26 protein-coding genes are annotated in these 26,083 nt (G+C 64.9%); 10 read left to right on the forward strand and 16 right to left on the reverse strand.

Going from position 1 to position 26,083, the window contains the following annotated elements; all coding sequences use genetic code 11:
• Positions 1–10: 10 nt before the first annotated feature.
• From F6X61_RS15770 to F6X61_RS15780, 3 genes are all read left to right on the forward strand, one after another.
• The gene (locus tag F6X61_RS15770; RefSeq protein ID WP_011532412.1) at positions 11–283 is read left to right on the forward strand and encodes an HPr family phosphocarrier protein; all 273 of its coding nucleotides are present in this window, start codon (positions 11–13) and stop codon (positions 281–283) included.
• Between the two features lie 93 nt (positions 284–376).
• The gene (locus F6X61_RS15775; protein WP_153787403.1) at positions 377–748 is read left to right on the forward strand and encodes a type II toxin-antitoxin system RelE/ParE family toxin; all 372 of its coding nucleotides are present in this window, start codon (positions 377–379) and stop codon (positions 746–748) included.
• Positions 741–1,061 carry a helix-turn-helix domain-containing protein gene (locus F6X61_RS15780; protein ID WP_153787404.1) on the forward strand — a complete coding sequence of 107 codons (321 nt, stop codon included), beginning with the start codon at positions 741–743 and terminating at the stop codon, positions 1,059–1,061. The genes F6X61_RS15775 and F6X61_RS15780 overlap by 8 nt, the downstream gene beginning before the upstream one ends.
• A gap of 3 nt (positions 1,062–1,064) precedes the next feature.
• Here the strand turns inward: F6X61_RS15780 and F6X61_RS15785 are convergent, their stop codons facing one another.
• The 6 genes from F6X61_RS15785 to pmbA form a co-directional block, all read right to left on the reverse strand.
• Positions 1,065–1,958 (reverse strand): ZIP family metal transporter, encoded by an 894-nt coding sequence (locus F6X61_RS15785; protein WP_153787464.1) that lies wholly within the window; start codon positions 1,956–1,958, stop codon positions 1,065–1,067.
• Positions 1,959–1,969: 11 nt separating this feature from the next.
• A complete protein-coding gene (locus F6X61_RS15790; RefSeq protein WP_153787405.1) occupies positions 1,970–2,581 on the reverse strand; it encodes a superoxide dismutase in 612 nt (203 codons plus the stop codon).
• Position 2,582: 1 nt separating this feature from the next.
• Positions 2,583–3,044: a hypothetical protein gene (locus tag F6X61_RS15795; protein ID WP_110993440.1), complete on the reverse strand. Its 462-nt coding sequence runs from the start codon at positions 3,042–3,044 to the stop codon at positions 2,583–2,585.
• 25 nt (positions 3,045–3,069) lie between these two features.
• Positions 3,070–4,446, reverse strand: a complete 1,377-nt coding sequence (locus F6X61_RS15800) for a lyase family protein (RefSeq protein WP_153787406.1) — start codon at positions 4,444–4,446, stop codon at positions 3,070–3,072.
• Complete coding sequence (locus F6X61_RS15805) at positions 4,439–4,840, reverse strand: FagA protein (RefSeq protein WP_153787407.1); 402 nt, start codon at positions 4,838–4,840, stop codon at positions 4,439–4,441. The genes F6X61_RS15800 and F6X61_RS15805 overlap by 8 nt, the downstream gene beginning before the upstream one ends.
• 197 nt (positions 4,841–5,037) lie before the next feature.
• The gene (gene pmbA, locus F6X61_RS15810) at positions 5,038–6,384 is read right to left on the reverse strand and encodes a metalloprotease PmbA (protein ID WP_110993443.1); all 1,347 of its coding nucleotides are present in this window, start codon (positions 6,382–6,384) and stop codon (positions 5,038–5,040) included.
• A 109-nt stretch (positions 6,385–6,493) separates the two neighbouring features.
• Between pmbA and yjgA the strand changes: the two genes are divergently transcribed.
• Positions 6,494–7,015: a ribosome biogenesis factor YjgA gene (yjgA, locus tag F6X61_RS15815; protein ID WP_110993444.1), complete on the forward strand. Its 522-nt coding sequence runs from the start codon at positions 6,494–6,496 to the stop codon at positions 7,013–7,015.
• 62 nt (positions 7,016–7,077) lie between these two features.
• Here the strand turns inward: yjgA and tldD are convergent, their stop codons facing one another.
• From tldD to mreB, 8 genes are all read right to left on the reverse strand, one after another.
• Positions 7,078–8,517 (reverse strand): metalloprotease TldD, encoded by a 1,440-nt coding sequence (tldD, locus tag F6X61_RS15820; protein ID WP_153787408.1) that lies wholly within the window; start codon positions 8,515–8,517, stop codon positions 7,078–7,080.
• Positions 8,518–8,519: 2 nt separating this feature from the next.
• The gene (locus F6X61_RS15825; protein ID WP_153787409.1) at positions 8,520–9,371 is read right to left on the reverse strand and encodes a carbon-nitrogen hydrolase family protein; all 852 of its coding nucleotides are present in this window, start codon (positions 9,369–9,371) and stop codon (positions 8,520–8,522) included.
• Positions 9,372–9,384: 13 nt separating this feature from the next.
• Complete coding sequence (locus F6X61_RS15830; RefSeq protein ID WP_153787410.1) at positions 9,385–13,194, reverse strand: YhdP family protein; 3,810 nt, start codon at positions 13,192–13,194, stop codon at positions 9,385–9,387.
• An 88-nt stretch (positions 13,195–13,282) separates the two neighbouring features.
• Entirely contained in the window at positions 13,283–14,740 is a 1,458-nt protein-coding gene (gene rng, locus F6X61_RS15835; protein ID WP_153787411.1) for a ribonuclease G, read from the reverse strand.
• 53 nt (positions 14,741–14,793) lie between these two features.
• Positions 14,794–15,393, reverse strand: coding sequence for a nucleoside triphosphate pyrophosphatase (locus F6X61_RS15840; protein WP_153787412.1), 600 nt, complete (start codon positions 15,391–15,393; stop codon positions 14,794–14,796).
• Positions 15,394–15,425: 32 nt separating this feature from the next.
• Entirely contained in the window at positions 15,426–15,914 is a 489-nt protein-coding gene (gene mreD / locus F6X61_RS15845; protein ID WP_110993450.1) for a rod shape-determining protein MreD, read from the reverse strand.
• Complete coding sequence (mreC, locus tag F6X61_RS15850) at positions 15,914–16,948, reverse strand: rod shape-determining protein MreC (protein ID WP_153787413.1); 1,035 nt, start codon at positions 16,946–16,948, stop codon at positions 15,914–15,916. Before mreC ends, mreD begins: the two co-directional genes overlap by 1 nt.
• Positions 16,949–17,115: 167 nt before the next feature.
• Positions 17,116–18,153, reverse strand: a complete 1,038-nt coding sequence (mreB, locus tag F6X61_RS15855) for a rod shape-determining protein MreB (RefSeq protein ID WP_003255163.1) — start codon at positions 18,151–18,153, stop codon at positions 17,116–17,118.
• A 208-nt stretch (positions 18,154–18,361) separates the two neighbouring features.
• Between mreB and gatC the strand changes: the two genes are divergently transcribed.
• The 6 genes from gatC to F6X61_RS15885 all read left to right on the forward strand — a co-directional run bounded on the left by gatC (position 18,362) and on the right by F6X61_RS15885 (position 23,522).
• Positions 18,362–18,649, forward strand: a complete 288-nt coding sequence (gatC, locus tag F6X61_RS15860; RefSeq protein WP_110993452.1) for an Asp-tRNA(Asn)/Glu-tRNA(Gln) amidotransferase subunit GatC — start codon at positions 18,362–18,364, stop codon at positions 18,647–18,649.
• A gap of 15 nt (positions 18,650–18,664) precedes the next feature.
• Positions 18,665–20,116, forward strand: a complete 1,452-nt coding sequence (gene gatA, locus F6X61_RS15865; RefSeq protein WP_153787414.1) for an Asp-tRNA(Asn)/Glu-tRNA(Gln) amidotransferase subunit GatA — start codon at positions 18,665–18,667, stop codon at positions 20,114–20,116.
• A gap of 11 nt (positions 20,117–20,127) precedes the next feature.
• Positions 20,128–21,573, forward strand: coding sequence for an Asp-tRNA(Asn)/Glu-tRNA(Gln) amidotransferase subunit GatB (gene gatB / locus F6X61_RS15870; protein ID WP_153787415.1), 1,446 nt, complete (start codon positions 20,128–20,130; stop codon positions 21,571–21,573).
• Between the two features lie 81 nt (positions 21,574–21,654).
• Positions 21,655–22,029 carry a septal ring lytic transglycosylase RlpA family protein gene (locus tag F6X61_RS15875; protein WP_153787416.1) on the forward strand — a complete coding sequence of 125 codons (375 nt, stop codon included), beginning with the start codon at positions 21,655–21,657 and terminating at the stop codon, positions 22,027–22,029.
• A gap of 61 nt (positions 22,030–22,090) precedes the next feature.
• Positions 22,091–23,134, forward strand: a complete 1,044-nt coding sequence (locus F6X61_RS15880) for a calcium/sodium antiporter (RefSeq protein WP_153787417.1) — start codon at positions 22,091–22,093, stop codon at positions 23,132–23,134.
• A 10-nt stretch (positions 23,135–23,144) separates the two neighbouring features.
• Entirely contained in the window at positions 23,145–23,522 is a 378-nt protein-coding gene (locus F6X61_RS15885) for a carboxymuconolactone decarboxylase family protein (protein ID WP_153787418.1), read from the forward strand.
• Positions 23,523–23,586: 64 nt separating this feature from the next.
• Here the strand turns inward: F6X61_RS15885 and F6X61_RS15890 are convergent, their stop codons facing one another.
• Positions 23,587–24,942, reverse strand: a complete 1,356-nt coding sequence (locus tag F6X61_RS15890) for an amino acid permease (RefSeq protein ID WP_153787419.1) — start codon at positions 24,940–24,942, stop codon at positions 23,587–23,589.
• Positions 24,943–24,993: 51 nt separating this feature from the next.
• Positions 24,994–25,935, reverse strand: a complete 942-nt coding sequence (locus F6X61_RS15895) for an AEC family transporter (RefSeq protein WP_153787420.1) — start codon at positions 25,933–25,935, stop codon at positions 24,994–24,996.
• Positions 25,936–26,083 lie beyond the last annotated feature (148 nt).

The raw sequence follows: 26,083 nt of genomic DNA on the forward strand, positions 1-26,083 counted from the left end.
CCGCCCCACGATGCCCGCCCGCGAAATTACCATCATCAACAAGCTGGGCCTGCATGCCCGCGCGGCAGCCAAGTTCGTCGGCGTGGCCGGGCGCTTCCCCTGCCAGGTGAGGGTCGGCCGCGCACCGGACAAACTGGTGGACGGCAAGAGCATCATGGCCGTGATGATGTTGGCAGCCGGCAAGGGCACCCAGGTGCACCTGGCCACCGAAGGCGAGCAGGACAACGACGCCATGGATGCGCTGGTGGCGTTGATCAACAACTTCTTCGACGAAGGCGAATAGCCCTCCCCCGCGTAACATCCGCTACCAATTGTCGGTGTGAACAATCCTGCGATTGCCTCTATACCAATATAGGTATAGATTCGAGGCGATCTCATGGAAGCGATCAAGAATGTCAAACGCCTGTTCTGGGTTGGAAGCTCTCGGAAGGATATCCAGGCACTCCCGGCTGATGTCCAGGATGTATTCGGTTTTGCCCTGTATCAGGCCCAAGAAGGCGCGAGGCACTGGCAAGCGAAGGTACTCAAAGGGTTTTCAGGGGGCGGTGTGCTCGAGGTGGTCGAAGACCATCACGGCGACACCTATCGGGCGGTCTATACCGTCAGCCTGGTCGACGCGGTTTACGTGCTGCACTGTTTCCAGAAGAAATCCCGCAGCGGCATCAAAACCTCAAAGCATGACGTTGATTTGATCCATGCCCGCCTGAAGCAGGCAAAGGCCCATTCGAAGGGGATGACACATGATTGAAATCGAAGAAGGCACTGACAACGTCTATGCCGACCTGCACCTTGCCGACGCCAGCGAGATGCTGGTCAAGGCCCGTCTGGCCAGCAAGATCTGCAGCATCATCAAGGCACGCCAGCTCACTCAACTGCAGGCCGCCGAGCTGCTCGGCCTGAGCCAACCCAAGGTCTCCGCCCTGACCCGCGGCAAATTCCGTGGCATCAGCGAAAGCAAGATGATCGATTGCCTCGCCCGCCTGGGCCGGGACATACAGATCGTGGTGAAAGAAGCCCCCAGGACCCGGCGCGAAGGCCGGGTGGAAGTGATTTTCGCCTGAGGCTCAGGACATCGCCGTATCCATCACCATCATCAGGCAGAAGCCCACGCACAAGCCCAGGCTTGCCAACCGGTGATGGCCATTGCTGCGTGACTCGGGGATGATTTCCTGGGTCACCACCAACAGCATCGCCCCCGCCGCGCAGGCCAGGCCCAGCGGCAACAGCAGTTCGGCAATGTTCACCAACCAGGCGCAGATCACCGCTGCCAGCGGCTCGACCAGCCCGGACGCAGCGCCAATCAGGAACGCCTTGAAGCGCGGCATCCCGGCCCCCGCCAACACCAGGGCAATCACCAGCCCTTCCGGCACATCCTGCAGGGCAATGCCCATGGCCAGGCTGTCGGCATCGGCCATCCCGCCCCCGGCAGACACACCAATGGCCATGCCTTCGGGAATGTTGTGGGCGATGATGGCAATGACAAACAGCCAGATCCGCGCAGCGATCACCGGCTGCTGCCCGGTACCGACCAGCGCTTCGGGGGATGCCCCGGAAACCCTCAGATCTACCAGGAACAGGCACAACGCCCCGAACAATAGGCCGCTGCTGATCAAGCCACCGGCGCCCCAGGGGCTGTAGCCGATGGCCTGGGCCGCCTCCAGCCCCGGGATGATCAACGAGAACGCGGTGGCGGCCAACATTACCCCGGCGCCAAAGCCGAGCAAGGTATCGGCCAGCGCCACAGGCATGTTGCGAATCACCAGCACCGGTACCGCCCCCAATGCCGTGCCCAGTGCGCACAATGCACCGCCCTCCAGGGCACGCAACATGCGCGGTTCCAGGTCCAGCCAGGCGATGCCGCGCGCCACCAGCAGCGCGGTGCCAACCAGCAACAGCAAGGTCCCAAGCGCCAGGCGGAACAGGCGCACACTGCTGACAGACATCACCTCGGAGCGCATACCGGTTCGACTCACTTCAGGGTTTCAAGGTAGCGGCGTTCCACTTCGGCCCAGTCGACCACGTTGTAGAAAGCACCAATGTATTCCGGGCGACGGTTCTGGTACTTCAGATAGTAGGCATGCTCCCACACGTCGAGCCCCAGGATCGGCGTATTGCCGTGCATCAGCGGGCTGTCCTGGTTGCCACTGCTTTCCACCACCAGTGTTTTCGCCGGCGTGACGCTGAGCCAGGCCCAGCCACTGCCGAAGCGGCTCAGCGCCGCCTTGGTGAACGCGTCCTTGAACGCCGCGAAACCACCCAGCTGCACATCGATGGCCTTGGCCACCTCACCCTGAGGTTCACCGCCGCCCTTGGGCGACATGACGGTCCAGAACAGGGTGTGGTTGGCGTGACCGCCGCCCTGGTTGATCACTGCCCCTCGCAACTGCTCGGGCAACTGCTTGACCGCGCCGACCAACTGCTCCACCGGCCATTCGGCCCACTCGGTGCCCTCGATGGCGGCATTGAGGTTGTTGATGTAGGTCTGGTGGTGCTTGCTGTGGTGGATCTCCATGGTCTGGGTATCGATGTGCGGCTCCAGCGCATCGTAGGCGTAAGGCAGTGCAGGCAAGGTATGGGGCATGTCAGTGGATTCCATGAGCAGGTGTGCGAAGCGTGAGGTCCGTTTGCGCGACCAGTTCGCTGGTCGCCGGCGCCTGGCGATTGAGCAGGCGCTCGGTGCGCGGGTACTGGCCATAGTCGGCGATGAAACTCAGCAACTCGGTGTAGGTGCGTGCGCTGTGGCGCAGCGCGGCATCGCGCAGCGCCTGGGGCAGACGTTGCTCCTGGCTGGCCTGGAGCAATGCCTGGTGCGCAGCGCATAGGTAGTCGGCGCTTTCGTGCGGCTGATTCAGCCGCAGGTGCAGGTCGGCCAGGTTGTGATGGGCGATGACCAGCGCGGCCACCGCCTCATCGACGTCATGCCAGCGCTCGAACAGCACCTGGGCCAAGGCCAGCGCTTGCAGGTAGTGTTCCCGGGCATCGACCAGCTCGCCCTGGTCGAACAGGCGATTGGCGTTTTGCGTGGTGCGTCTCCAGTGCTGCATGACGTGTCTCCTGGGCAGCCTTGGCTCAGATGCCGCCGGCGGTGAGTTTTTCCGGGTTAAGCAGCGCTTCGAGCTGGTCGCGGGACAGGTCGGTGTGCTCCAGGGCCACATCGATGACCGGGCGCCCCTGCTTGTAGGCCGTCTTGGCGATTTCGGCAGCCTTGAGGTAACCGATGATCGGGTTCAACGCGGTGACCAGGATCGGGTTGCGCGACAACGCTTCCTTGAGCTTGCCTTCGTTGACCTTGAAGGTCGCGATGGCCTTGTCGGCCAGCAGGCGGCTGACGTTGGCCATCAACTCGATGCTTTCCAGCAGGTTGCGAGCGATCACCGGCAGCATCACGTTGAGCTCGAAGTTGCCCGACTGCCCCGCCACGGCGATGGTGGCGTCGTTGCCGATCACTTGGGCGGCAACCATCGCGGTAGCCTCCGGGATCACCGGGTTGACCTTGCCCGGCATGATCGACGAGCCCGGCTGTAGGCCCTGAAGTTCGATTTCACCGAGGCCGGCCAGCGGGCCGGAGTTCATCCAGCGCAGGTCGTTGGCGATCTTCATCAGCGCCACCGCGGTGGTCTTGAGCTGGCCAGACAACGCCACGGCAGTGTCCTGGGAGCCGATCAGGGCGAACAGGTTCTGGCCCGGGGTGAACTCGACCTTGGTCAGGCCGCTCAGCTGGCGAGCGAAGCCAGCCGCGAACTGCGGGTGGGCATTGATCCCGGTGCCGACTGCGGTGCCGCCCTGGGCCAGCGCCTGCAAGCTTGGCAGCGTGGCCTCGACATGGGCCTGGGCGCCTTTGATCTGCGCCGCCCAGCCATCGAGCACCTGGCTCATGCGCACCGGCATGGCATCCATCAGGTGGGTGCGGCCAGTCTTGACGTACTTGTGCACTTCCACGGCTTTGCTCTCGATCACCTGCGTCAGGTGACGCAAGGCCGGCAGCAACTGCTCATGCAGGGCCAGGGCGGCGCTGACGTGGATGGTGGTGGGGATGATGTCGTTGCTGCTCTGGCCGCAGTTGACGTGATCGTTGGCATTGACCTGCTCGCCGAGCACACGGCTGGCCAGGGTGGCGATCACCTCGTTGGCGTTCATGTTCGAACTGGTGCCGGAGCCGGTCTGGAACACATCGACCGGGAAGTGCTGGATGAAATCCTCGGCCAGCAGTTGCTCCACGGCCTTGACGATTGCCCCGCCCTGCTCCGGGCTCAGTTGCTGCAGTTCGACGTTGGCCTTGGCCGCGGCCGCCTTGGCCAGCAGCAGGGCGCGGATGAACTGGGCCGGCATCGGCTTGCCGCTGACCGGGAAGTTGTCGACCGCGCGCTGGGTCTGGGCGCCGTACAGGGCCTGGGCCGGCACCTGCAGTTCACCCATGCTGTCACGCTCGATACGGGTATCACTCATCTTCAAGTCCTTGCATCAGTTCTTCGGGAGAAATCGACGGCAACAGCACACAGGTGGCCAGTTGCATCGCAAAGGGTTGCCAGCGCTCGTTGTGTGCCTGGCGATCGAGGTTGCGCAGGTCGAGCAACGGGCGCCACGCCTGGTCGAGGCACAGGCAGCGCCAGTGCCAGGGCAGCATGCGGTCGCAGGCGGTATCCAGCAGCAGCCGGAAAGAGGTCATTGCCACCGTCCATGGCGAGGTCTCGGTGCAGCACACCAGGTAACGGCCTTCGGCCAGGTAGTGCTCGATCAGGCGTGGCTCGTCAGGCTCCAGGGCACAACGAATACGCCGGCTGAGCCAGCGCCAGTTTTCCAGGTAGGGCAGTTCGTGGAGGACGGTTTTCATGAAGATCATCGCCGGGTGACTGGATAATGATATTCATTATTAATTGATAAATATAATCAATTCAAGAAAGACGAAAGGCAAATAAAAACCCGGCGCGATGGCCGGGTTGGGGTGCACAGGATGCGGACAGCGTGGGAGCGGGCTTGCCCCGCGATGATCTGTAGACCAATCGCGGGGCAAGCCCGCTCCCACAATCCAGCAGCAGATCAGCTACCGGCCACCGTCATCCGCTCGATCAGCACCGAGCCACTGTGGATATTGCTGCGAGTTTCGATATCGCTGCCAATCGCTACGATTTGCTGGAACATGTCTTTCATATTGCCGGCGATGGTGACTTCCTGCACCGCATGCTGGATCTCGCCGTTCTCTACCCAGAAGCCCGCCGCGCCACGGGAATAGTCGCCGGTGACCATGTTCAGGCCATGCCCCATCAGCTCGGTTACCAGCAAGCCGCGCCCCATGCGACGGATCAACGCCGCCTGGTCCTCGACCCCATGGGTGACGAACAGGTTGTGCACACCGCCGGAGTTGGCGGTGCTCGGCAGCCCCAGCTTGCGCCCGGAATAGGTGCCGAGGATGTAGGACACCAGCTCGCCTTTGTCGACGAACGGCTTGGCGTAGGTCGCCAGGCCATCACCGTCAAACGAGGCACTGCCCAGCGCTCGCGGAATGTGCGGGCGCTCGTCCAGGGTCAGCCAGGTGGGGAACAAGCGCTGGCCGAGGGTGCCTTCGAGGAACGACGACTTGCGGTACAGGTTGCCGCCGGAGATCGCCGACAGGAAGCTGCCGAACAGGCCGCCCGCCAACTCGGCGCTGAACAGCACGGGCACTTCGCAGGTCGGCACCGGTCGGGCCCCCAGGCGGCTGGCGGCGCGCTGGGCGGCCCGCACGCCAATGCTGCTCGGGTCGGCCAGCAAATGGCCCTGGCGATTGACGTCGTACCAGTAGTCACGCTGCATCTGCCCGTCACCCTCGGCGATCATCACGCAGCTCAGGCTGTGGCGGGTGGAGGCGTAGCCGCCGATGAAGCCATGGCTGTTACCGTACACCCGCACACCTTGGTGGGTGTTGAGCGTGGTGCCATCGGCATTGAGGATGCGCTTGTCGGCATCGAAGGCGGCAGCCTCGCAGGCCAACGCCATCTCGATGGCTTTTTCCGGCTCGATGTCCCAATCGTGGTACAGATCGAGGTCGGGCAGCTCGCGGGCCATCAGCGCCGCATCGGCCAGGCCCGAGCAATCGTCTTCGGAAGTATGCTTGGCGATGGCCAGTGCCGCCGCGACGGTCTCACGGATCGCCTCAGGGCCGCTGGCCGAGGTGCTGGCCGAGCCCTTGCGCTGGCCAACGTAGAGGGTGATGCCGAAGCCCTGGTCGCGGTTGAACTCGACGGTCTCGACTTCGCGCTGGCGCACGCTGGTGGACAGGCCCTGCTCCAGCGACACCGCCACTTCGCAGGCGCTGGCGCCCTGGCGGCGCGCTTCGGCGACGATCGCTTCGACCTGTTCCTGCAACGCCGGCAGGTCCTTGGGGCCTACGCTCTGGACTGCACTCATGGTTCTCTCCACTGAAAATTCTGCGTACGGCTTGGGTCATTCTACGACCGGGCCGGACAAGCGGCCCCCGACTGGTTATCATGGCGGCGATTTCTTGCGGACGGCCCCCATGGTTGATTCTTACGACGACGCCTTCGATGGCGAAAAAAGCAAAACCCAGATCAAGCGCGAGCTGCATGCGCTGGTCGAACTCGGTGAGCGCCTCACCACCCTCAAGGCCGACACCCTGGCGCGCCTGCCGCTGACCGACGAGCTGCGCAAGGCGCTGGCCGAGGCCAGCAAGCACGTTGCCCATGGCGCCCGTAAACGCCACATGTCGTTCGTCGGCAAGCTGATGCGCGTGCAGGACCTCGACGCCATCCATGCCGTGCTCGACCAGATCGACAGCTCGACCCGTCAGTACAACGAGCGCTTCCACAACCTGGAGCGCTGGCGCGACCGCCTGATCGACGGCAACGACGAGGACCTCGAGCGCTTCGTCAACGAGTACCCCGACACCGACCGCCAGCAACTGCGCTCGCTGATCCGTCATGCCCAGCACGAGAAGGCGCGGAACAAGCCGCCTGCTGCCATGCGTAAAGTGTTCAAGTACATCCGCGAGCTCGACGAGACCCAGCGCGGCCTGCGTTGAGCCCATCGCGGGGCAAGCCCGCTCCCACGATTGTGGGAGCGGGCTTGCCCCGCGATTATTCATCAAGCGCCCGTACCGCCTACGGTAATGGCATCCAGCTTCAGAGTCGGCTGGCCAACGCCCACCGGCACCGACTGCCCATCCTTCCCGCACGTCCCCACGCCGCTGTCCAGTGCCAGGTCGTTGCCGACCATCGACACCCGGCTCATCGCCTCCGGGCCATTGCCGATCAGCGTGGCGCCCTTGACCGGTGCGGTGATCTTGCCGTCCTCGATCAGGTAGGCCTCGCTGGTGGAAAACACGAACTTGCCGCTGGTGATATCCACCTGGCCACCGCCGAGGTTGGCGCAATAGATGCCCTTCTTCACCGAGGCGATGATCTCCTGCGGGTCGCTGTCGCCGGCACGCATGTAGGTGTTGGTCATGCGCGGCATCGGCAGGTGGGCGTAGGATTCGCGACGGCCGTTACCGGTCACCGCCATGCCCATCAGGCGGGCGTTGAGCTTGTCCTGCATGTAGCCCTTGAGGATGCCGTTCTCGATCAGCGTGGTGCACTCGGTCGGGGTGCCTTCGTCATCGACGCTCAGCGAACCGCGGCGCCCTTCCAGGGTGCCGTCGTCGACGATGGTGCACAGGCTCGACGCCACTTTCTCACCGATGCGCCCGCTGAACGCCGAGCTGCCCTTGCGGTTGAAGTCGCCTTCCAGGCCATGGCCGACCGCTTCGTGCAACAGCACACCGGACCAGCCCGAGCCCAGCACCACCGGCAGGGTACCGGCCGGAGCAGGGATCGCTTCGAGGTTGACCAGCGCCTGGCGCAGCGCTTCGCGGGCATAGCCCATCACCCGCTCCTCGGTGAAATAGCGGTAGTCGGTACGCCCGCCACCGCCCTGCCCGCCGCGCTCGCGACGACCGTTCTGCTCGACGATCACACTGACGTTGAAACGCACCAGCGGCCGAATGTCGGCCGCCAGGCTGCCGTCGGCGGCGGCAATCAGGATGCGCTCCCACACCCCGGCCATGCTCACGCTGACCTGCTGGATCCGCGGATCGAGCGCACGGGTGGCGGCATCGACGCGCTTGAGCAGCTCGACTTTCTCGGCGCGGCTGAGCACGTCCAGCGGATTGTCCGGTGCGTACAGCGCGGTCACGTCCTGGCTGCGGAACGCCTGTACCTTGCCGTTCTGCCCGGCGCGGGAGATCGAGCGGGCGGCGCGGGCGGCCGAAGTCAGGGCTTCAAGGTTGATCGCATTGCTGTAGGCAAAGCCGGTTTTCTCACCGGACTGGGCACGCACGCCCACGCCTTGGTCGAGGTTGAAGCTGCCTTCTTTGACGATGCCGTCTTCCAGCGCCCAGGTTTCCGAGATCTGGCCCTGGAAATACAGGTCTGCCGCGTCGATACCGGGGCCCGCCAGCTCGCCGAGCACCGTCTGCAAGCTGTCGAGGGTCAAGCCGCCCGGGGCCAGGAGCTGCTCACTGACGGTGGATAACATCTGGCTCATAGTCACTCCGAGGTGTGCGCAGGCCGCAAAGCGTCCTGCGGGAAAAAGCGCCGGTGGGTAACCACCGGCATGCGCGCCCGGATGGACGCCTGTTCTTCGCTGTCACGCGTGGCCAGCAGCACTGCCTCGCCACGCGCCTGTTGCGCGACGATCCGCCCCCAAGGGTCGACGATCGCCGCCTGGCCGTGGGTTTCCCGCGGCCCTGGATGCATGCCGCCCTGGGCGGCGGCCAGTACATAGCACTGGGTCTCGATGGCCCGCGCGCGGATCAGCACCTCCCAGTGCGCCGCGCCGGTCACCGCGGTGAACGCCGCCGGCGCACTGATCAGCTCGGCACCGGCAGCGCGCAGGGCGCTGTACAACTCGGGAAAGCGCAGGTCGTAGCACACCGACAAGCCCAGGCGCCCCACTGGCGTATCGGCCACCACCACCTGGCTACCGTGGGCATAGTCGTCCGACTCGCGGTAGCGGCCACGGTTGTCGGCCACATCCACATCGAACAGGTGCAGCTTGTCGTAGCGTGCGGCGATCTCGCCGTGCTCATCGATCAGCAGCGAGCAGGCGTGAGACTTTGCCTCAGGCTGGCCGACCGGTGGCAGCGGCAACGTGCCGGCGACAATCCATAACTTGAGGTCGCGGGCCGTGCGTTTCAACCACGGCAGGATCGGCCCTTCGCCCAGGGCCTCGGCCCGCCCGATGGCGGCAGCGTCGCGCCGGCCCATGGCCGCGAAGTTCTCCGGCAGCACCGCCAGCCGCGCACCGCCGGCAGCGGCCTGCTCGAGCAGCGCAGCGGCACGTTGCAGGTTGGCCAGCACATCGTCCTGGCTGACCATCTGGATCACTGCTGACGTCATCGCAACCCCGGGCTTATTTATCAAAAGGTTTCACAAAGGTGATTTTAGGCTCTTTCACCGGCCCCTCGACGCGGTAATGCACGCTGGCAAAACGCGCCACACGGTCGCCGATCAGGCGGTCGACCAGGAACAGCGCCCCACCCACCGCTGGCGCGCCGATGATCAGCGCGGCGAGCGGCAGGTTGTTGGTCACCGGCAGCGTCACCATCAGGTTGGCGTCGACCCGATCACGCGCCAGGTCCAGGGTGCCATCGAGCTCGAAGTTGCTCGACGGGCCGGTGACGGTGATCGGCTCGCGGGTCACGTACACCCCCTCGCTCGCCACCAGCAGGCCTTTCACCCGGTCGTAGGCCAGGCCTTTGCTGAACAGGTCGGAGAAGTCCAGGCGCAAGCGTCGGCCAATCGAGTTGAAGTTGAGCAGGCCGAACACCCGCAGGGCCTGGGCGCTACCTTCGACCTCGACGAACTGGCCGGTACGCAGCGCCGCGTCGAGGCTGCCCGAATAGCGATTGAGGCTCACCCAGGCGGGCGAACCCGGCCAGCGGCCGTCTACGTCCATGCGAAAATCTCGGCTGGTCACGGTGGGCGCAAAGCCCCAGGCCTTGAGCACATCGCCCAGGTTCTTGCCGTCCAGGCGGCCCTTGTACCAGCTCGACGTGCTGCCCGGTTCACCTTCCCAACCGCCACTGCCATCGATGTGCAGGCCCTTGAGGTCCAGATCGACATCGCTAAGGGCGATACCACGGGGCGTCTGGCGTACTTTCAGGGTTGCACTGCCGAACAGGTCGTCGCCCCGATACAGCTTGTCGATGGTCAGGTTCAGCGGCGGCACGTTGCGCGGATCGACGCTGGCCAACGGGTCCGGGGCGTTTTCCGGCGCGGTCACGTTTGGATCGGCGGGGGGCAGGCGCAGCGATGGCAGGCGGATGTTGAGCGGCACACCCTTGGCATCGGGAATACGTGCATTGCCAATGACTTCCTTGCTGTCCAGGCGCAGGTCCCAGGCTGGGCCGCTACGCACCAGACGCACCACGGCCTGGTTGAGGTCCATGCCGAACGCCTTGAGCTGGCCGATGCTCAGGTCGACGCCTTGCAGGTTCTGCCGGGCACTGCCGCCTGGGTCCTGGCCGGCCAGGCTCGACATCTGTGCCTGCCAGGGGGCCAGGTCCAGCGTTTCGAGGTGTCCACGGACCCGCAAGCCCTGGCCGCCGGGCGGGTTGGCCTCACCGCTGCCCAGCAGCAGTTCGCCACGGCCCTGGCCAAGTTTGTCGGCGGGTGCGGCATAGGCAAAGCGGGCCAGGTCTGCATAAGCTGCGTCGATGCGCCGCTCCGGGCCTTGCAAGGTCAGGCTGAAGCGGCTGTCGCGGATATCAGTGGCCGCCTTGCCGAATGGCGCCGGCAGGTCGATGGCCAGGCCCTTGAGCGAGGAATTGACGGTCAGCCGGTTATCGTGGCTGCCCAGCAGCAATTGCAACTGGTAGGGCAGGTCCCCCGACGCGGGCAGCGCCTGCTGGAACTGCAGCCAGTCGGTAAGCGCCTTGAGGCCCACCTGGCCAGTGGCGGTGATGCGGCTCTGGATCTGCCCGTCCTTGCCTTCGGCGGCAATCTGCGCCGTGACCGGCTTGCCGAACGCCTGCAGCGCGATGTCCTTGCCGCTCAGCCCCTTGTCGTAATCGAAGCTGAAATCACCTTTGAGGCGGCTCAGTTCCAGGGTTGGCGGCGCCACCTTGAGCGTGGCGTTGGCGGTGGCGAAGTCCACCCGCACCTTGGGCCGCTGGCCATGCTCCAGGGGAATGTCCAGCTTGACCTTGCCCTTGAGCGGCCCCTCGCCTTCCCAGCCGGCGAAGATCGCACCGGTGCCGATGGGGGCGTCCTTGAGAATCTTCAGGCCATCGCCGAGGCTGCCGTCGAAATCGCCATCCAGGTAAAGATGGCTGTGCTGCCCGGCGTCGACATGGGGAATGTTGACGCGGACATCACTGACCTTGGTGTCGAGCAGCATGCCACTTCGGGCATTGACGCGCACACCGGTGTCTTCGATGAATACCTCGCCGTCCACCTGCTGCACCTGCGGCCAGCCCGGCTGGAAGTCCAATGCCGCGTCATGCACCTTGAAGAACAGGCTGATGTCGCGGGCATGGGCCGGCGCGCCATGGTTGAGCGAGCCCTGGTACTGGAAGTAGCCCTCGTCGACGTTACCCTTGACGATGGCACTGCGCAGCCATTCGTCGAGCGCCGGGCTGAGCACCTCGGGCAGGTACTTGGCGGTGTAGCGGCCATCACCCTCGGTCATGCCGACGCGCAGGTCCATGTAGTCTTCGCGGCCCTCTTCGAACAGCAGGCGGATCAGGAAGTCGGCCGCGATCTTGCCCTCCTCGCCCAGCACCTTGATATAGGGTGCGATCAGCGTGAACCCTTCCTTGTCGAGCTTCCAGGTCAGGCGGGCGTTGGCCTTCTGGTAATGCCAGGGTTTGGCGAAGATCGGGTACAAGTGCAGCATGAACGCCTCGGTATCCAGGCGCAGCTCGCCCTGGCCCAGGTCGCCGCTGATGGCGCCGCTGACATTACCGGCCGCAGGCGCTCCGTGGTAGGCATCGAAGCCGACCTTCTCCAGGTTGGCGGCGAACTGCACGCGCTGGTCGCCTTCGGCCTTGGGGCGGATGTCCAGGCGCACATTACGCAAGGCGCCCGTGACCTTGAGGGCATCGACCACGGCCTTGAGGTTGTCCGGCAGCGGCGCCAGGGCGTCGATCAACGGGGTCAGGGGCGTCAGCTCGAGGCGATCGGCCTGGACCTGCCAGGACTCCTCGGCCGGCGTCTGTCCCGTACGCTGCGCCAGTTGCAGGTGAGATTCCCAGCGGGTCTTGCCGATGCTCGCGGCAAGCGAGTCCACGGCCACATCGAAACCTTCGCTGCGGCGCTGGAACCAGGCCGACAACGCGACGTTGTCGAGGGCGACCGCTTTACGTTCGCTGTATGCGCCTTTGAGTTGCGGTGCATTGAGGCGCACCACGGCGCGTTGCAGCTGGCCCTGGCGCCAGTCGACCCAGAACTCCCCGCCGGCCCGCAGGCTATCGGCTTGCCACTGGCCCAGCAGGCGCGGCGGCAGCCAGCGCGCCCAGTCACTCTGCGGCAGGCTGAGGTAGGCTTCGAGCTGGCCATCGCGCCACGCCTTGGCCGTGGCCCGGCTGCGCAGGCTGACGGCCAGCGGCTGGCCATCGGGCAAGGTGGCGCGCAAGTCCAGGCTCTGGCGCGAGGCTCCGGCCTGCAGGCCGAGGCTGACATAGGTGAGAGTGAGGGGCTCGCGCTGCCACGGGTGCAAGGTAACCTGGCTGTCGAACAGGTCGACCCGGCCCAGCTGACGCAGGCGCTTGAGGGCATCTGCCGGGTCGAGCGGCGCATCATCCTTGTGCGGCAAGCCTTCCAGGGCCCAGGCGCCCTGCTCGTTTTCACGCAGGATCAGTTGCAGGCCACCAAGCTGGATGCGCGCCAGGCGCACTTCGCGCGCCTTGAGGCTGGCCCACAGGTCCGGCACCAGCTTGACGTCGTCCAGGCGCAGCGCGGCAGCGCCTTCGCCCAGTTGCAGGTCGCGCACCCGCAGGACCGGGGCCAGGCCGCTCCAGCGCCCTTCCAGCGCCCCCACATGCACAGGCAGGCCCAAGGCCTGTTCGGCCTTGAGCTCGGCGTCTGCACGGTATTCGGCGACCAGCGGTATGAGTTGCCGACCGAGGCTGACGTACAGCGCCACCAGCACCGCCAGCAGGGCGCAAATTGCCAACCCCCAGCGGGTCAAGGCGCTCAGAACGCGGGTCAGACGCTCCATGGCCAAGGCCCTCCAAGTCGTCCACTAACTATGGCCGGTGAACAGCGCTTTGCCAGCCCCTCCCTGGGGCAGATACGTTCAGTGACAGTCAGAGCAGCACCACATCATATTGTTCCTGGGAATACATGGACTCGACCTGGAAACGGATGGTTCGCCCGATGAAAGTCTCAAGTTCGGCGACGTTACCCGACTCTTCGTCCAGCAGCCGGTCGACCACCTTCTGATTGGCCAGGACCCGATAGCCTTCTGCCTGGTAGGCGCGGGCTTCGCGAAGGATCTCGCGGAAGATCTCGTAGCAGATGGTTTCGGGCGTCTTCAGTTTGCCGCGCCCCTGGCAGGCCGCGCACGGCTCGCACAACACCTGTTCGAGGCTTTCGCGGGTGCGCTTGCGGGTCATCTGCACCAAGCCCAGCTCGGTGATGCCGATGATGTTGGTCTTGGCGTGGTCGCGCTCCAGCTGCTTCTCCAGCGTGCGCAGCACCTGGCGTTGGTGCTCCTCGTCTTCCATGTCGATGAAGTCGATGATGATGATCCCGCCGATGTTGCGCAGGCGCAGCTGACGGGCAATGGCCGTGGCCGCTTCCAGGTTGGTCTTGAAAATGGTCTCTTCGAGGTTGCGATGGCCAACGAACGCGCCGGTGTTGACGTCGATGGTGGTCATCGCCTCCGCCGGGTCGACCACCAGGTACCCGCCGGACTTGAGCGGCACCTTGCGCTCCAGGGCACGCTGGATTTCGTCCTCGACGCCATACAGGTCGAAGATCGGCCGCTCGCCCGGGTAGTGCTCGAGGCGATCGGCGATTTCCGGCATCAGCTCGCCGACGAATTGCGTGGTCTTCTGGAAGGTTTCCCGCGAATCGATGCGGATCTTCTCGATCTTGGCGTTGACCAGGTCGCGCAGCGTTCGCAGCGCCAGGCCCAGGTCTTCATAGATCACGGTAGGGGCGCCACAGGTCTTGATCTGCGAGCCGATCTGCTCCCACAGGCGGCGCAGGTAGCGGATGTCCTGGAGAATGTCCTCGGCACGCGCGCCCTCGGCGGCGGTGCGCAGGATGAAGCCGCCGGCGTCCTTCATGTCTTCCTGGGCCATGCAATCGGTAACCACCTGCTTGAGGCGATCACGCTCGGCTTCTTCCTCGATCTTCAGCGAGATGCCGACATGGCTGCTGCGCGGCATGTACACCAGGTAGCGCGAGGGAATCGACAACTGCGTGGTGAGGCGCGCGCCCTTGGTGCCGATGGGGTCCTTGGTCACCTGCACCACCAGTGCCTGCCCTTCATGCACCAGCGCAGTGATGGTCTCTACCGCCGACCCTTCGCGCAGGGAAATCTCCGAGGCGTGGATGAACGCCGCACGCTCCAGGCCGATATCGACGAAGGCTGCCTGCATGCCCGGCAACACCCTGACCACCTTGCCTTTATAGATGTTGCCGACGATGCCGCGGCGCTGGGTGCGTTCTACGTGCACCTCCTGCAGGACACCGTTCTCCACCACTGCCACGCGTGATTCCATCGGGGTGATGTTGATCAGGATCTCTTCACTCATGGCAGGCTCTCGTCAAGGTTTTCGGTAATGATGGATCGCTGCGGGATGGCTGGCTAGCGCGCTGTCGAACCCTCTTGCGGCTGCCAGACAGCAATGGCGAATTGCTCCAGCAGCTCGGCGGTCTCGCTCAAGGGCAGGCCGACCACGGCCGAATAGCTGCCCTCGATGCCGCTGACGAACACCGCGCCCAAGCCCTGGATGGCATAGCCACCGGCCTTGTCCAGCGGTTCGCCGCTGGCCCAGTAGCGCAGGGCTTCTTCGAAGGAGATGGCGCGAAAACGCACAGTGGTGCTGACGCAGCGGCTGATGCTGCGCTGGCCGTCGGTCAGCGCCACGGCGGTGAGCACCTGGTGTTCGCGCTTGGACAGGTCGCCGAGCATGGCCAAAAAGTCTTCACGGTCTTGCGGCTTGCCGAGGATTTCGTCGTCGAGCACCACGGTGGTGTCCGCGCCCAGCACCACGCCGTTGCCGTCGGTGTGGGCGAAACCGGCTACCGCCTTGGCCTGGGCCAGGCGCTCGACATAGGCTGCCGGGGCTTCGCCGGGGAGCGGGGTTTCATCGATGGGGGCACTGACGACCGTGAACGGCACGCCGATCTGGGTCAGCAGTTCACGACGGCGCGGCGAACCGGAGGCCAGGTAAAGTTGAGGCATGTGGACATCTCCCTGTCAGTGGTGGCGCAGCGTCAATGAATATGCAAGCGCACGCGCAAGCCGCGCAGGGCGAAGCTGACCCACGGCCAGAGCAAGGCACTGATCACCGCCGACCAGACCAGCGCCAGGGTTGGCAGGCGGTTGCCGGTCAGGGCGCTGAGCCAGAGCTGGATCAGTTGGGCGATACCGAAGATCACCAGGATCACCAGGCTCTGCTGCCACATGGGGAACATGCGCAGGCGCTGCTGCAGCGACAGCACGAGGAACGTGATGAGGGTGAGGATGAGTGCGTTCTGCCCCAGCAAGGTGCCGTACAGCACGTCTTCGGCCAGGCCCAGCACGAAGGCGGTGGTCATGCCGACCTTGGTGGGCACGGTGAGGGTCCAGAACGCCAGCAGCAACGCCAGCCACATGGGCCGGAACACTTCCATGAACTGCGGCATCGGCGAGACGCTGAGCAACAGGCCGACGGCAAAGGTCAGCCAGATGGCCCAGCCGTTTCTGCTACGGGTGCTGGCCATTATTGCCTCCGGGGTTGAGCGGGCGTTGCGGCCGGGTGGGCCGGGGCCGTAACGTTTGCGGCAGGTGCCGGAGCGGCGGCGGGTGCGGCAGGCTGCGCGGGGTTGGCCGCGGGTGGCGTTGCCGGGGCCGCAGGGGTCTGGCCATGGCCGGCGCCCTGGCGGTCGGCTTCTTCCTGGGCAATCGCAGCTTCCGTTGCCCGCTCTTCCGGGGTACGCCGGTCGCTGAACACCAGCAGCATGTAGCGGCTGCGGTTGAGCGCGGCGGTCGGGATGGCGCGGACGATGGCGAATGGCTGGCCGGAATCGTGGATCACTTCGTTGACCGTGGCCACCGGGTAGCCGGCCGGGAAGCGTTGGCCCATGCCGGAGCTGACCAGCAGGTCGCCTTCCTTCACGTCGGCGGTGTCGGCCACGTGGCGCAGCTCCAGGCGCTCCGGGTTGCCGGTGCCGCTGGCGATGGCGCGCAGGCCGTTGCGGTTGACCTGCACCGGAATGCTGTGGGTGGTATCGGTGAGCAGCAGCACCCGCGAGGTGTACGGCATCAGCTCGACCACCTGGCCCATCAGGCCACGGGCATCGAGCACCGGCTGGCCGAGGAACACCCCGTCGCGCTCGCCCTTGTTGATCAGGATGCGGTGGGTGAACGGGTTGGGGTCGACACCGATCAGCTCGGCAACCTCGACCTTCTCGTTGACCAGCGCCGAGGAATTGAGCAGCTCACGCAGGCGCACGTTCTGCTCGGTCAGGGCCGCCAGCTTTTGCAGGCGCCCTTGCAGCAGCAAGGCTTCGGTCTTGAGTTTCTCGTTCTCGGCGATCAGCTCGGTGCGGCTGCCGAACTGGCCAGCCACGCCCTGCCACATGCGCTGCGGCAGGTCGGTGATCCAGTAGGACTCCATCAATACCAGGCCCATCTGGCTGCGCACGGGCTTGAGCAGGTCGAAACGCGAGTCGACCACCATCAGTGCGATCGACATCACCACCAGCACGAGCAGGCGCACGCCCAGCGAAGGGCCTTTGGAGAAAAGCGGTTTAATGGGCCGTTCCTCGCGGACGACTCAGGAAGTCACTGAACATGGGGCAACGCACCGGCCTGCTTGCGGATTGACGGAAAACGACGCCCTCACGGGCGCCAACCCAGCGCATACAGGTAGCACTGCGCGTGCTACCTGTAAACCGGGCGATGTAACGGCAGCGTCAGGGCTCACTCGCTGGAGAGCAGGTCCATCGCGTGCTTGTCCATCATTTCCAGGGCACGGCCGCCGCCACGGGCGACGCAGGTCAGCGGGTCTTCGGCGACGATCACCGGCAGGCCGGTTTCCTGGGCCAGCAGCTTGTCGAGGTCACGCAGCAGCGCGCCACCACCGGTCAGCACCAGGCCGCGCTCGGCGATGTCCGAGGCCAGCTCGGGTGGCGATTGCTCCAGGGCGCTCTTGACCGCCTGGACGATGGTCGCCAGCGACTCTTGCAGGGCTTCGAGCACTTCGTTGGAGTTCAGGGTGAAGGCACGTGGAACGCCTTCGGCCAGGTTACGGCCACGGACGTCGACTTCGCGCACTTCGCCGCCCGGGTAGGCGGTGCCGATTTCCTGCTTGATGCGCTCGGCGGTGGATTCGCCGATCAGGCTGCCGTAGTTACGGCGCACGTAGGTAACGATGGCTTCGTCGAAGCGGTCGCCGCCAACACGCACGGACTCGGCATAGACCACGCCGTTGAGCGAGATCAGGGCGATTTCAGTGGTACCGCCACCGATATCGACGACCATCGAACCGCGGGCTTCTTCGACCGGCAGGCCGGCACCGATGGCAGCGGCCATCGGCTCTTCGATAAGGAACACTTCACGGGCACCGGCACCCAGGGCCGATTCGCGAATGGCGCGGCGCTCTACCTGGGTCGACTTGCACGGCACGCAGATCAGCACGCGAGGGCTGGGCTGCAGGAAGCTGTTTTCGTGAACCTTGTTGATGAAGTACTGCAACATTTTTTCACAAACGCTGAAGTCGGCGATCACGCCATCTTTCATCGGACGAATGGCCGCGATGTTGCCGGGCGTACGGCCCAGCATGCGCTTGGCTTCGGTACCGACAGCGACGACGCTTTTCTGGTTGCCGTGGGTACGGATGGCAACAACCGAGGGCTCATTCAGGACAATACCGCGCTCACGCACGTAGATAAGGGTGTTGGCAGTACCCAGGTCGATAGACAGATCGCTGGAAAACATGCCACGCAGTTTCTTGAACATGGGAAAGTGACCCTGGGGAAAGCGTGGGTAAAAAAGTGCGGCAAACTCTAACAATGGCAGGGATTTTGGGCAAGGAGCCAATATGTTAAATTGGCGGTTTTTCCGAGCATGCCTACCGATGATCGCGGCCCTTTGACCGCCAGAATCCTGACATGTTCCTCATTTTGTTAGCGGACAATTCCGTTCATCGTTCCCCCTGGAGATCCCCATGGCGCTGCAACGCTCCGACGTGGAAAAGATCGCCCATCTGGCCCGTCTGGGCCTGAATGAAGGCGAGCTGCCACGCATTACCGACGCCTTGAACAGCATTCTCGGGCTGGTCGACCAGATGCAAGCCGTCGACACCACCGGCATCGAACCGCTCGCCCACCCGCTGGAAACCACCCAGCGCCTGCGTCCCGACCAGGTCACCGAGAGCAATCAGCGCGACCAGTATCAAGCCGTCGCCCCGTCGACCGAGAACGGTCTGTACCTGGTTCCGAAAGTCATCGATTAAGGGATAGCGCCTGCCATGCATCAATTCACTCTGGCCGAGATCGCCCGCGGCCTCGCTGACAAGTCGTTCTCCTCGGCAGAACTGACCGGCGCGCTGCTGTCGCGCATCAAGCAGCTCGACCCGCAGCTCAACAGCTTCATCACCGTCACCGAAGAGCAGGCCCTGGAGCAGGCGCGTGCCGCCGACGCCCGCCGCGCCGCCGGTGAAACCGGTGCCCTGCTGGGCGCGCCGATCGCCCACAAGGACCTGTTCTGCACCAACGGCACCCGCACCAGCTGCGGCTCGAAGATGCTCGACAACTTCACCGCCCCGTATGACGCCACCGTGGTCGCCAAGCTGGCCGCCGCCGGCATGGTCACCCTGGGCAAGACCAACATGGACGAATTCGCCATGGGCTCGGCCAACGAGTCCAGCCACTACGGCGCGGTGAAGAACCCGTGGAACCTGGAGCACGTGCCTGGCGGTTCGTCCGGCGGCTCGGCCGCGGCCGTGGCCGCGCGCCTGCTGCCGGCCACCACCGGTACCGACACCGGCGGCTCGATCCGCCAGCCGGCGGCCTTCACCAACCTGACCGGCCTCAAGCCGACCTATGGCCGTGTTTCGCGCTGGGGCATGATTGCCTATGCCTCCAGCCTCGACCAGGGCGGCCCGCTGGCCCGTACCGCCGAAGACTGCGCCCTGCTGCTGCAAGGCATGGCCGGCTTCGACGCCAAGGACTCGACCTCGGTCGACGAGCCAGTGCCGGACTTCAGCGCCAACCTGAACGGCTCGCTGCAAGGCCTGCGCATCGGCGTGCCGAAGGAATACTTCGGCGCCGGCCTCGACCCGCGCATCGCCGAACTGGTGCATGCCAGCGTCAAGGAGCTGGAAAAGCTCGGCGCGGTGGTCAAAGAGATCAGCCTGCCGAACATGCAGCACGCCATCCCGGCCTACTACGTGATCGCCCCGGCGGAAGCGTCCTCCAACCTGTCGCGTTTCGACGGCGTGCGCTTCGGCTATCGCTGCGAAAACCCCAAGGACCTCACCGACCTGTACAAGCGCTCGCGCGGTGAAGGCTTCGGCGTCGAAGTGCAGCGCCGGATCATGGTCGGCACCTACGCCCTGTCGGCCGGCTACTACGATGCCTACTACGTCAAGGCGCAGCAGATCCGCCGCCTGATCAAGAACGACTTCGTGGCCGCCTTCCACGACGTCGACGTGATCCTCGGCCCGACCACGCCAAACCCGGCCTGGAAGCTCGGCGCCAAGAGCAGCGACCCGGTCGCCGCCTACCTGGAAGACGTCTACACCATCACCGCCAACCTGGCGGGCCTGCCGGGCCTGTCGATGCCGGCCGGCTTCGTCGATGGCCTGCCGGTGGGCGTGCAGCTGCTGGCCCCGTATTTCCAGGAAGGCCGCCTGCTCAACATCGCGCACCGTTACCAGCAAGTCACCGACTGGCACACCCGCGCCCCCAACGGCTTCTGAGGAATTCACACATGCAATGGGAAGTTGTGATCGGGCTGGAAATTCATACCCAGCTCGCCACCCAGTCGAAGATTTTCTCCGGCAGCGCCACCACCTTCGGCTCCGAGCCGAACACCCAGGCCAGCCTGGTCGATCTGGGCATGCCCGGCGTACTGCCGGTGCTCAACCAGGAAGCCGTGCGCATGGCGTGCATGTTCGGCCTGGCGATCGATGCCGAAATCGGCCCGCGCAACGTGTTCGCGCGCAAGAACTACTTCTACCCTGACCTGCCCAAGGGCTACCAGATCAGCCAGATGGACCTGCCGATCGTCGGCAAGGGCCACCTGGACATCGCCCTGGAAGACGGCACCGTCAAGCGCATTGGCGTGACCCGCGCGCACCTTGAAGAAGACGCCGGCAAAAGCCTGCACGAAGACTTCAACGGCGCCACCGGCATCGACCTGAACCGCGCCGGCACGCCGCTGCTGGAGATCGTCTCCGAGCCGGACATGCGCAGCGCCAAAGAGGCCGTGGCTTACGTCAAGGCGATCCATGCCCTGGTGCGCTACCTGGGTATCTGTGACGGCAACATGGCCGAAGGCTCGCTGCGCTGCGACTGCAACGTGTCGATCCGCCCGAAAGGCCAGGCCGAGTTCGGCACCCGCTGCGAGATCAAGAACGTCAACTCGTTCCGCTTCATCGAGCGAGCGATCAACAGCGAAATCCAGCGCCAGATCGACCTGATCGAGGACGGCGGCAAGGTGGTGCAGGAAACCCGCCTGTACGACCCGAACAAGGACGAGACCCGCTCCATGCGTAGCAAGGAGGAAGCCAACGACTACCGTTACTTCCCCGACCCGGACCTGCTGCCGGTGGTCATCGAGCCCGCGTTCCTCGACAGCGTGCGCGCCGGCCTGCCGGAGCTGCCGCCACAGAAGGTCGAACGCTTCCAGAGCCAGTACGGCCTGTCGGCCTACGACGCCAACGTGCTGGCCTCCAGCCGCGAGCAGGCCGACTACTTCGAGCAGGTGGTGAAGATCGGCGGCGACGCCAAGCTGGCCGCCAACTGGGTCATGGTCGAGCTGGGCAGCCTGCTGAACAAGCTGGGCCTGGAAATCGACCAGTCGCCGGTCAGCGCCGAGCAACTGGGCGGCATGCTGCTGCGCATCCGTGACAACACCATCAGCGGCAAGATTGCCAAGACCGTGTTCGAGGCCATGGCCGCCGGTGAAGGCGATGCCGACAACATCATCGAAAGCAAAGGCCTGAAGCAGGTCACCGACACCGGCGCGATCGACAAGATGCTCGACGAGATGCTCGCCGCCAACGCCGACCAGGTCGAACAGTACCGCGCCGCTGACGAAGCCAAGCGCGGCAAGATGTTCGGCTTCTTCGTCGGCCAGGCGATGAAGGCCTCCAAAGGCAAGGCCAACCCGGGGCAAGTGAACCAATTGCTCAAGTCCAAGCTCGAAGGGTGAACCCAATCGCGGGGCAAGCCCGCTCCCACGTGGGAGCGGGCTTGCCCCGCGATCGTCTGCAGCAACACCGGAGTCTCCGACTTGCTAAAACGATCCCTCACCACCCTTACCCTCTTCTCCGTCCTGGCCGGCTGCGCCAGCCACGACATCGACCCCCGCGGTTACAACGAAACCGGCACCGCCTCCTACTACGGCAGCCGCCACCACGGCAAACGCACCGCCAGTGGCGAACCGTTCAACCAGCATGACCTCACCGCCGCCCACCGCAGCCTCCCCTTCGGCAGCCGGGTGCTGGTGACCAACCTCGCCAACCAGCGCAGCGTGGTGGTACGCATCAACGACCGCGGCCCGCACACACGCGGTCGGCTGATCGACCTGTCACGCGCCGCAGCGGAAAAAATCGGCATGCTCCGTAGCGGAACGGCGCGAGTCCGGGTACAAGGTCTGAGCGATTGACCTGACTGGAGCCCTCGCCATTTTCGACCTGGCCACCCTCCCCACCTTCAGCCTGCTGCAACTGGGCCTGGGCCTGCTGTTGCTGATCCTCGGCGCCGAGCTGCTGGTACGCGCGGCGCTGCGCCTGGCCACCCGCCTGCATGTACGCCCGCTGATCATCGGCCTGAGCCTGGTGGCGTTCGGCAGTACCGCACCGCAACTCACCGTCAGCCTGCAGGCGGCCTATCAAGGCGCGCCTGATGTGGCGGTGGGCAGCGTGATCGGCAGCAATATCTTCAACGTGCTGGTGATTCTCGGTCTGGCCGCGCTGATCATTCCGCTGCGCGTGTCGCGCCAGCTGGTGCGCCTGGACATTCCCTTGATGATCGCCGCCAGCGGCCTGGTCTATCTGCTGGCCGGCAATGGCCAGCTGGGGCGCGTCGAAGGTGCGCTGTTGCTGCTCGGCTTGCTCGGCTACCTGCTGATGCTTCGGCACCAGTCGCGCCACCATGCGCGCACCTACCCGGCAGCGAATACGCCGGTTACAGGCGCCGGACGCTTCTGGAGCGGCGTTTTGCTGCAGGTCTTCCTGGGCCTCGGCCTGCTTAGCCTGGCCGGGCATCTGCTGCTGCAGGCCGCCGTCGAGGTTGCGACTGACCTCGGGCTCTCCGAACGGGTCATCGGCCTGACCGTGGTCGCGGTGTGCACCTCGCTGCCGGAGCTGGCCGCCGCCCTGATCGCCGCGCTGCGCGGCGAACGCGAGGTTGCGGTGGGCACGGTAATCGGCAGCAACCTGTTCAACTTGCTGGCGGTGCTGGGGCTGACCGCCGTGGTTGCGCCCGAGCCGCTGTCGATCTCGCCCAACGCCCTGGATTTCGACCTGCCGGTGATGCTCGGGGTCGCGGCGCTGTGCCTGCCGGTGTTCTATTCGGGCTTTCGGGTGACCCGCGCCGAGGGCCTGGTGTTCCTCTGCCTGTACCTGGCCTACGGCCTGCACGTGGTGACGTTCACCACCGGGCTGCCCCTGGCCGGGCGCCTGGAAAACCTGATGCTGTTCTACGTTCTGCCAGCGCTCGGCGTCGTGCTGCTGTATACGACGGTGCGCGCCTGGCGCCGCCAACACTAAGGAAAACAACATGGCTGACACGAAACAGACCGGCGAAAGCATTCGCCGCCAGGTGATGGGCGATGCCTTCGTCGACCGCGCCCTGGGCAATGCCACCGCGTTCACCCAACCGCTGCAGGACTTCGTCAACGAACATGCCTGGGGCAGCGTCTGGGCCCGCGACGGGCTGCCGCTGAAAACCCGCAGCTTGATCACCCTGGCCACGCTGACCGCGCTCAAGTGCCCGCAAGAGCTCAAGGGGCATGTGCGTGGGGCGTTGAACAACGGCTGCACGGTGGAGGAGATTCGCGAAGCGCTGCTGCATTGCGCCGTGTATGCCGGCGTGCCGGCGGCGATCGATGCGTTCCGGGCGGCGCAGGAAGTGATCGACAGCTACCAGGCCAGCTGAAAGCATCGCGGGGCAAGCCCGCTCCCACGCTGGTGTGGGAGCGGGCTTGCCCCGCGATTGGGCCTCAACCCTGACGCTTTTTCTTCAGTTTGAATGCCACCCACAGCACCAGGATCCACGCCGGGATCAGCATCACCGAGATACGAATCGGTGGCGTCAGGTACATCACCACCAGAATCAGCACGATAAACGCCAGGCACAGGTAGTTGCTCACCGGGTGCGCCCAGCTGCGGTAGAACGGCGTGATACCGGCCGCCAGCTTGGCCTTGCGGAACTTCAGGTGGGTGATGCTGATGCTCGCCCAGTTGATCACCAGCGCCGAAACGGCCAGGGCCATCAACAGGCCGAAGGCTTCACCGGGCATCAGGTAGTTGATCAGCACGCACATCCCCGTGGCGAATGCCGACACGCCCAAGGCGGTGAGCGGCACGCCACGGCGGCTGACCTTGAGCAGCTGGCGCGGCGCATCGCCCTGGGAGGCCAGGCCGAACAGCATGCGGCTGTTGGCGTAGACGCAGCTGTTGTACACCGACAGCGCGGCGGTCAGCACCACCACGTTGAGGATGGTCGCCACCAGGTCGCTGTCCAGTTCGTGGAAGATCATCACGAACGGGCTGCCGCCCTGCACCACCTTCTGCCACGGATACAGCGACAGCAGCACCGCCAGGGCACCGATGTAGAAGATCAGGATGCGATACACCACCTGGTTGGTGGCCTTGGGGATGCTCTCGCGCGGGTTTTCGGCTTCGGCGGCCGTGATGCCGACCAGCTCCAGGCCGCCGAAGGAGAACATGATCACCGCCAACGCCATGATCAGCCCGGTCACGCCATTGGGGAAGAAGCCACCGTATTGCCACAGGTTGGCGACGCTGGCGTCCGGCCCGCCGTGGCCGCTGCCCAGCAGCCAGGCACCAAAGCCGATCATGCTGACGATGGCCACCACCTTGACCAGGGCGAACCAGAACTCCATCTCGCCATACACCTTCACCTGGGTCAGGTTGATGGCGTTGATGGCCACGAAGAAGATCGCTGCCGTGGCCCAGGTGGGGAACTCCGGCCACCAGTACTGCACGTAGATGCCCACGGCGGTGAGCTCGGCCATGCCGACCAGCACGTAGACCACCCAGTAGTTCCAGCCCGAAACGAAGCCTGCGAACTCGCTCCAGTAGTGGTGCGCGAAGTGGCTGAAGCTGCCGGCCACCGGCTCCTCGACCACCATCTCGCCAAGCTGGCGCATGATCAGGAAGGCCATCAGGCCGGCGACGGCATAACCCAACAGCACGGAGGGGCCGGCCAGCTGGATGGTCTGGGCGATGCCCAGGAACAGCCCGGTGCCAATGGCACCGCCCAGCGCGATCAGCTGGATATGGCGATTCTTCAGCCCGCGCTGCAAGCGCTCGGGCGTGCTCTGGTCTTGCATGAAGTGTCCTTTAGGTGAGGCCTTGTTGTTGGTGTTGTGTGCAGTGAAGCGCTAGATCCAGCCGCCCCACTGCAAGACGAAAATGCCGATGTTGGTGGTGATGGCCGCCATCAGTGTAGTGATCACGATGATCGAGGCGGCCAATTCGTGGTTGCCGTTGGCCGCCCGCGCCATCACATAGCTCGCCGCCGCGGTGGGGCTGCCGATGTAGAGGAACAGGATGCCCAGCTCAGCCCCGCGGAAACCGCACAGCCAGGCGCCCAGGGTGCCCAGCAGCGGCAGCCAGACCATCTTCACCAGGCTCGCATCGAACGCCAGCCTGCCGCTGTCGCGCAGCGCCGCCAGCGACAAGGTGCCACCGATGCAGATCAGCGCCAGCGGCAAGGTCATCTGCGCCAGATAGTCGGCGGACGTCAACAGCCAGTTGGGCAGCGGCACCTGGCCGTAGGCCATGGGCGTTGCGACCAGCACACTGATGATCAGCGGGTTGCTGAAAATGCTCTTGCAGATGCTCCACGGGTCGGACTTCAGGTCCGGGCTGTACACCGCCAGCACCACTGCCGACAGCGAGTTGTACATGAGGATGACCAGCCCGGCCAGCACCGCGCCAAGGGAGATGCCGTAGTCGCCATACAGGCTGGCGGCCAGCGCCAGGCCGATCACGCCATTGTTGCCGCGAAATGCGCCCTGGGTGTAGATGCCGCGGTCCGCCGGCGGGCAGCGCCAGATCGCCAGGCCCCAGGCCAGGCCGAAGCCCACCAGGGTAGCGACGATGAAGTAGAGGATGACCCCGGGCTTGACCGCAGCGGCCAGGTCGGCGTGGTAGATGCCAAGGAACAGCAGCGCCGGCATGCAGACGTTGAACACCAGCGATGACGCGACCTTGCTGAAGTTGTCGTCGATCACGCGGATGCGCTTGAGCAGCACGCCCATGAACAGCATGGCGAACACGGGCGCCGTGATGTTCAGTGTCTGGATAAGAAGGGCGAGCATGCAGCCTGATCCTGAGGGTTGCCGTTAGGGGGCTAATCATACGTCAGTGCCAGGGCCTTGCGCCCATCGAAGGTGCCAGTTGGCAGCACAAACTGAGCTTGACGTAGGAAATTTCCCGAATATGATGGTGACTACTGTATATGCATAC

It is taken from the genome of Pseudomonas sp. EMN2 (genome assembly GCF_009650555.1).
In the GTDB taxonomy this organism is placed as follows: Bacteria; Pseudomonadota; Gammaproteobacteria; order Pseudomonadales; family Pseudomonadaceae; genus Aquipseudomonas; species Aquipseudomonas sichuanensis.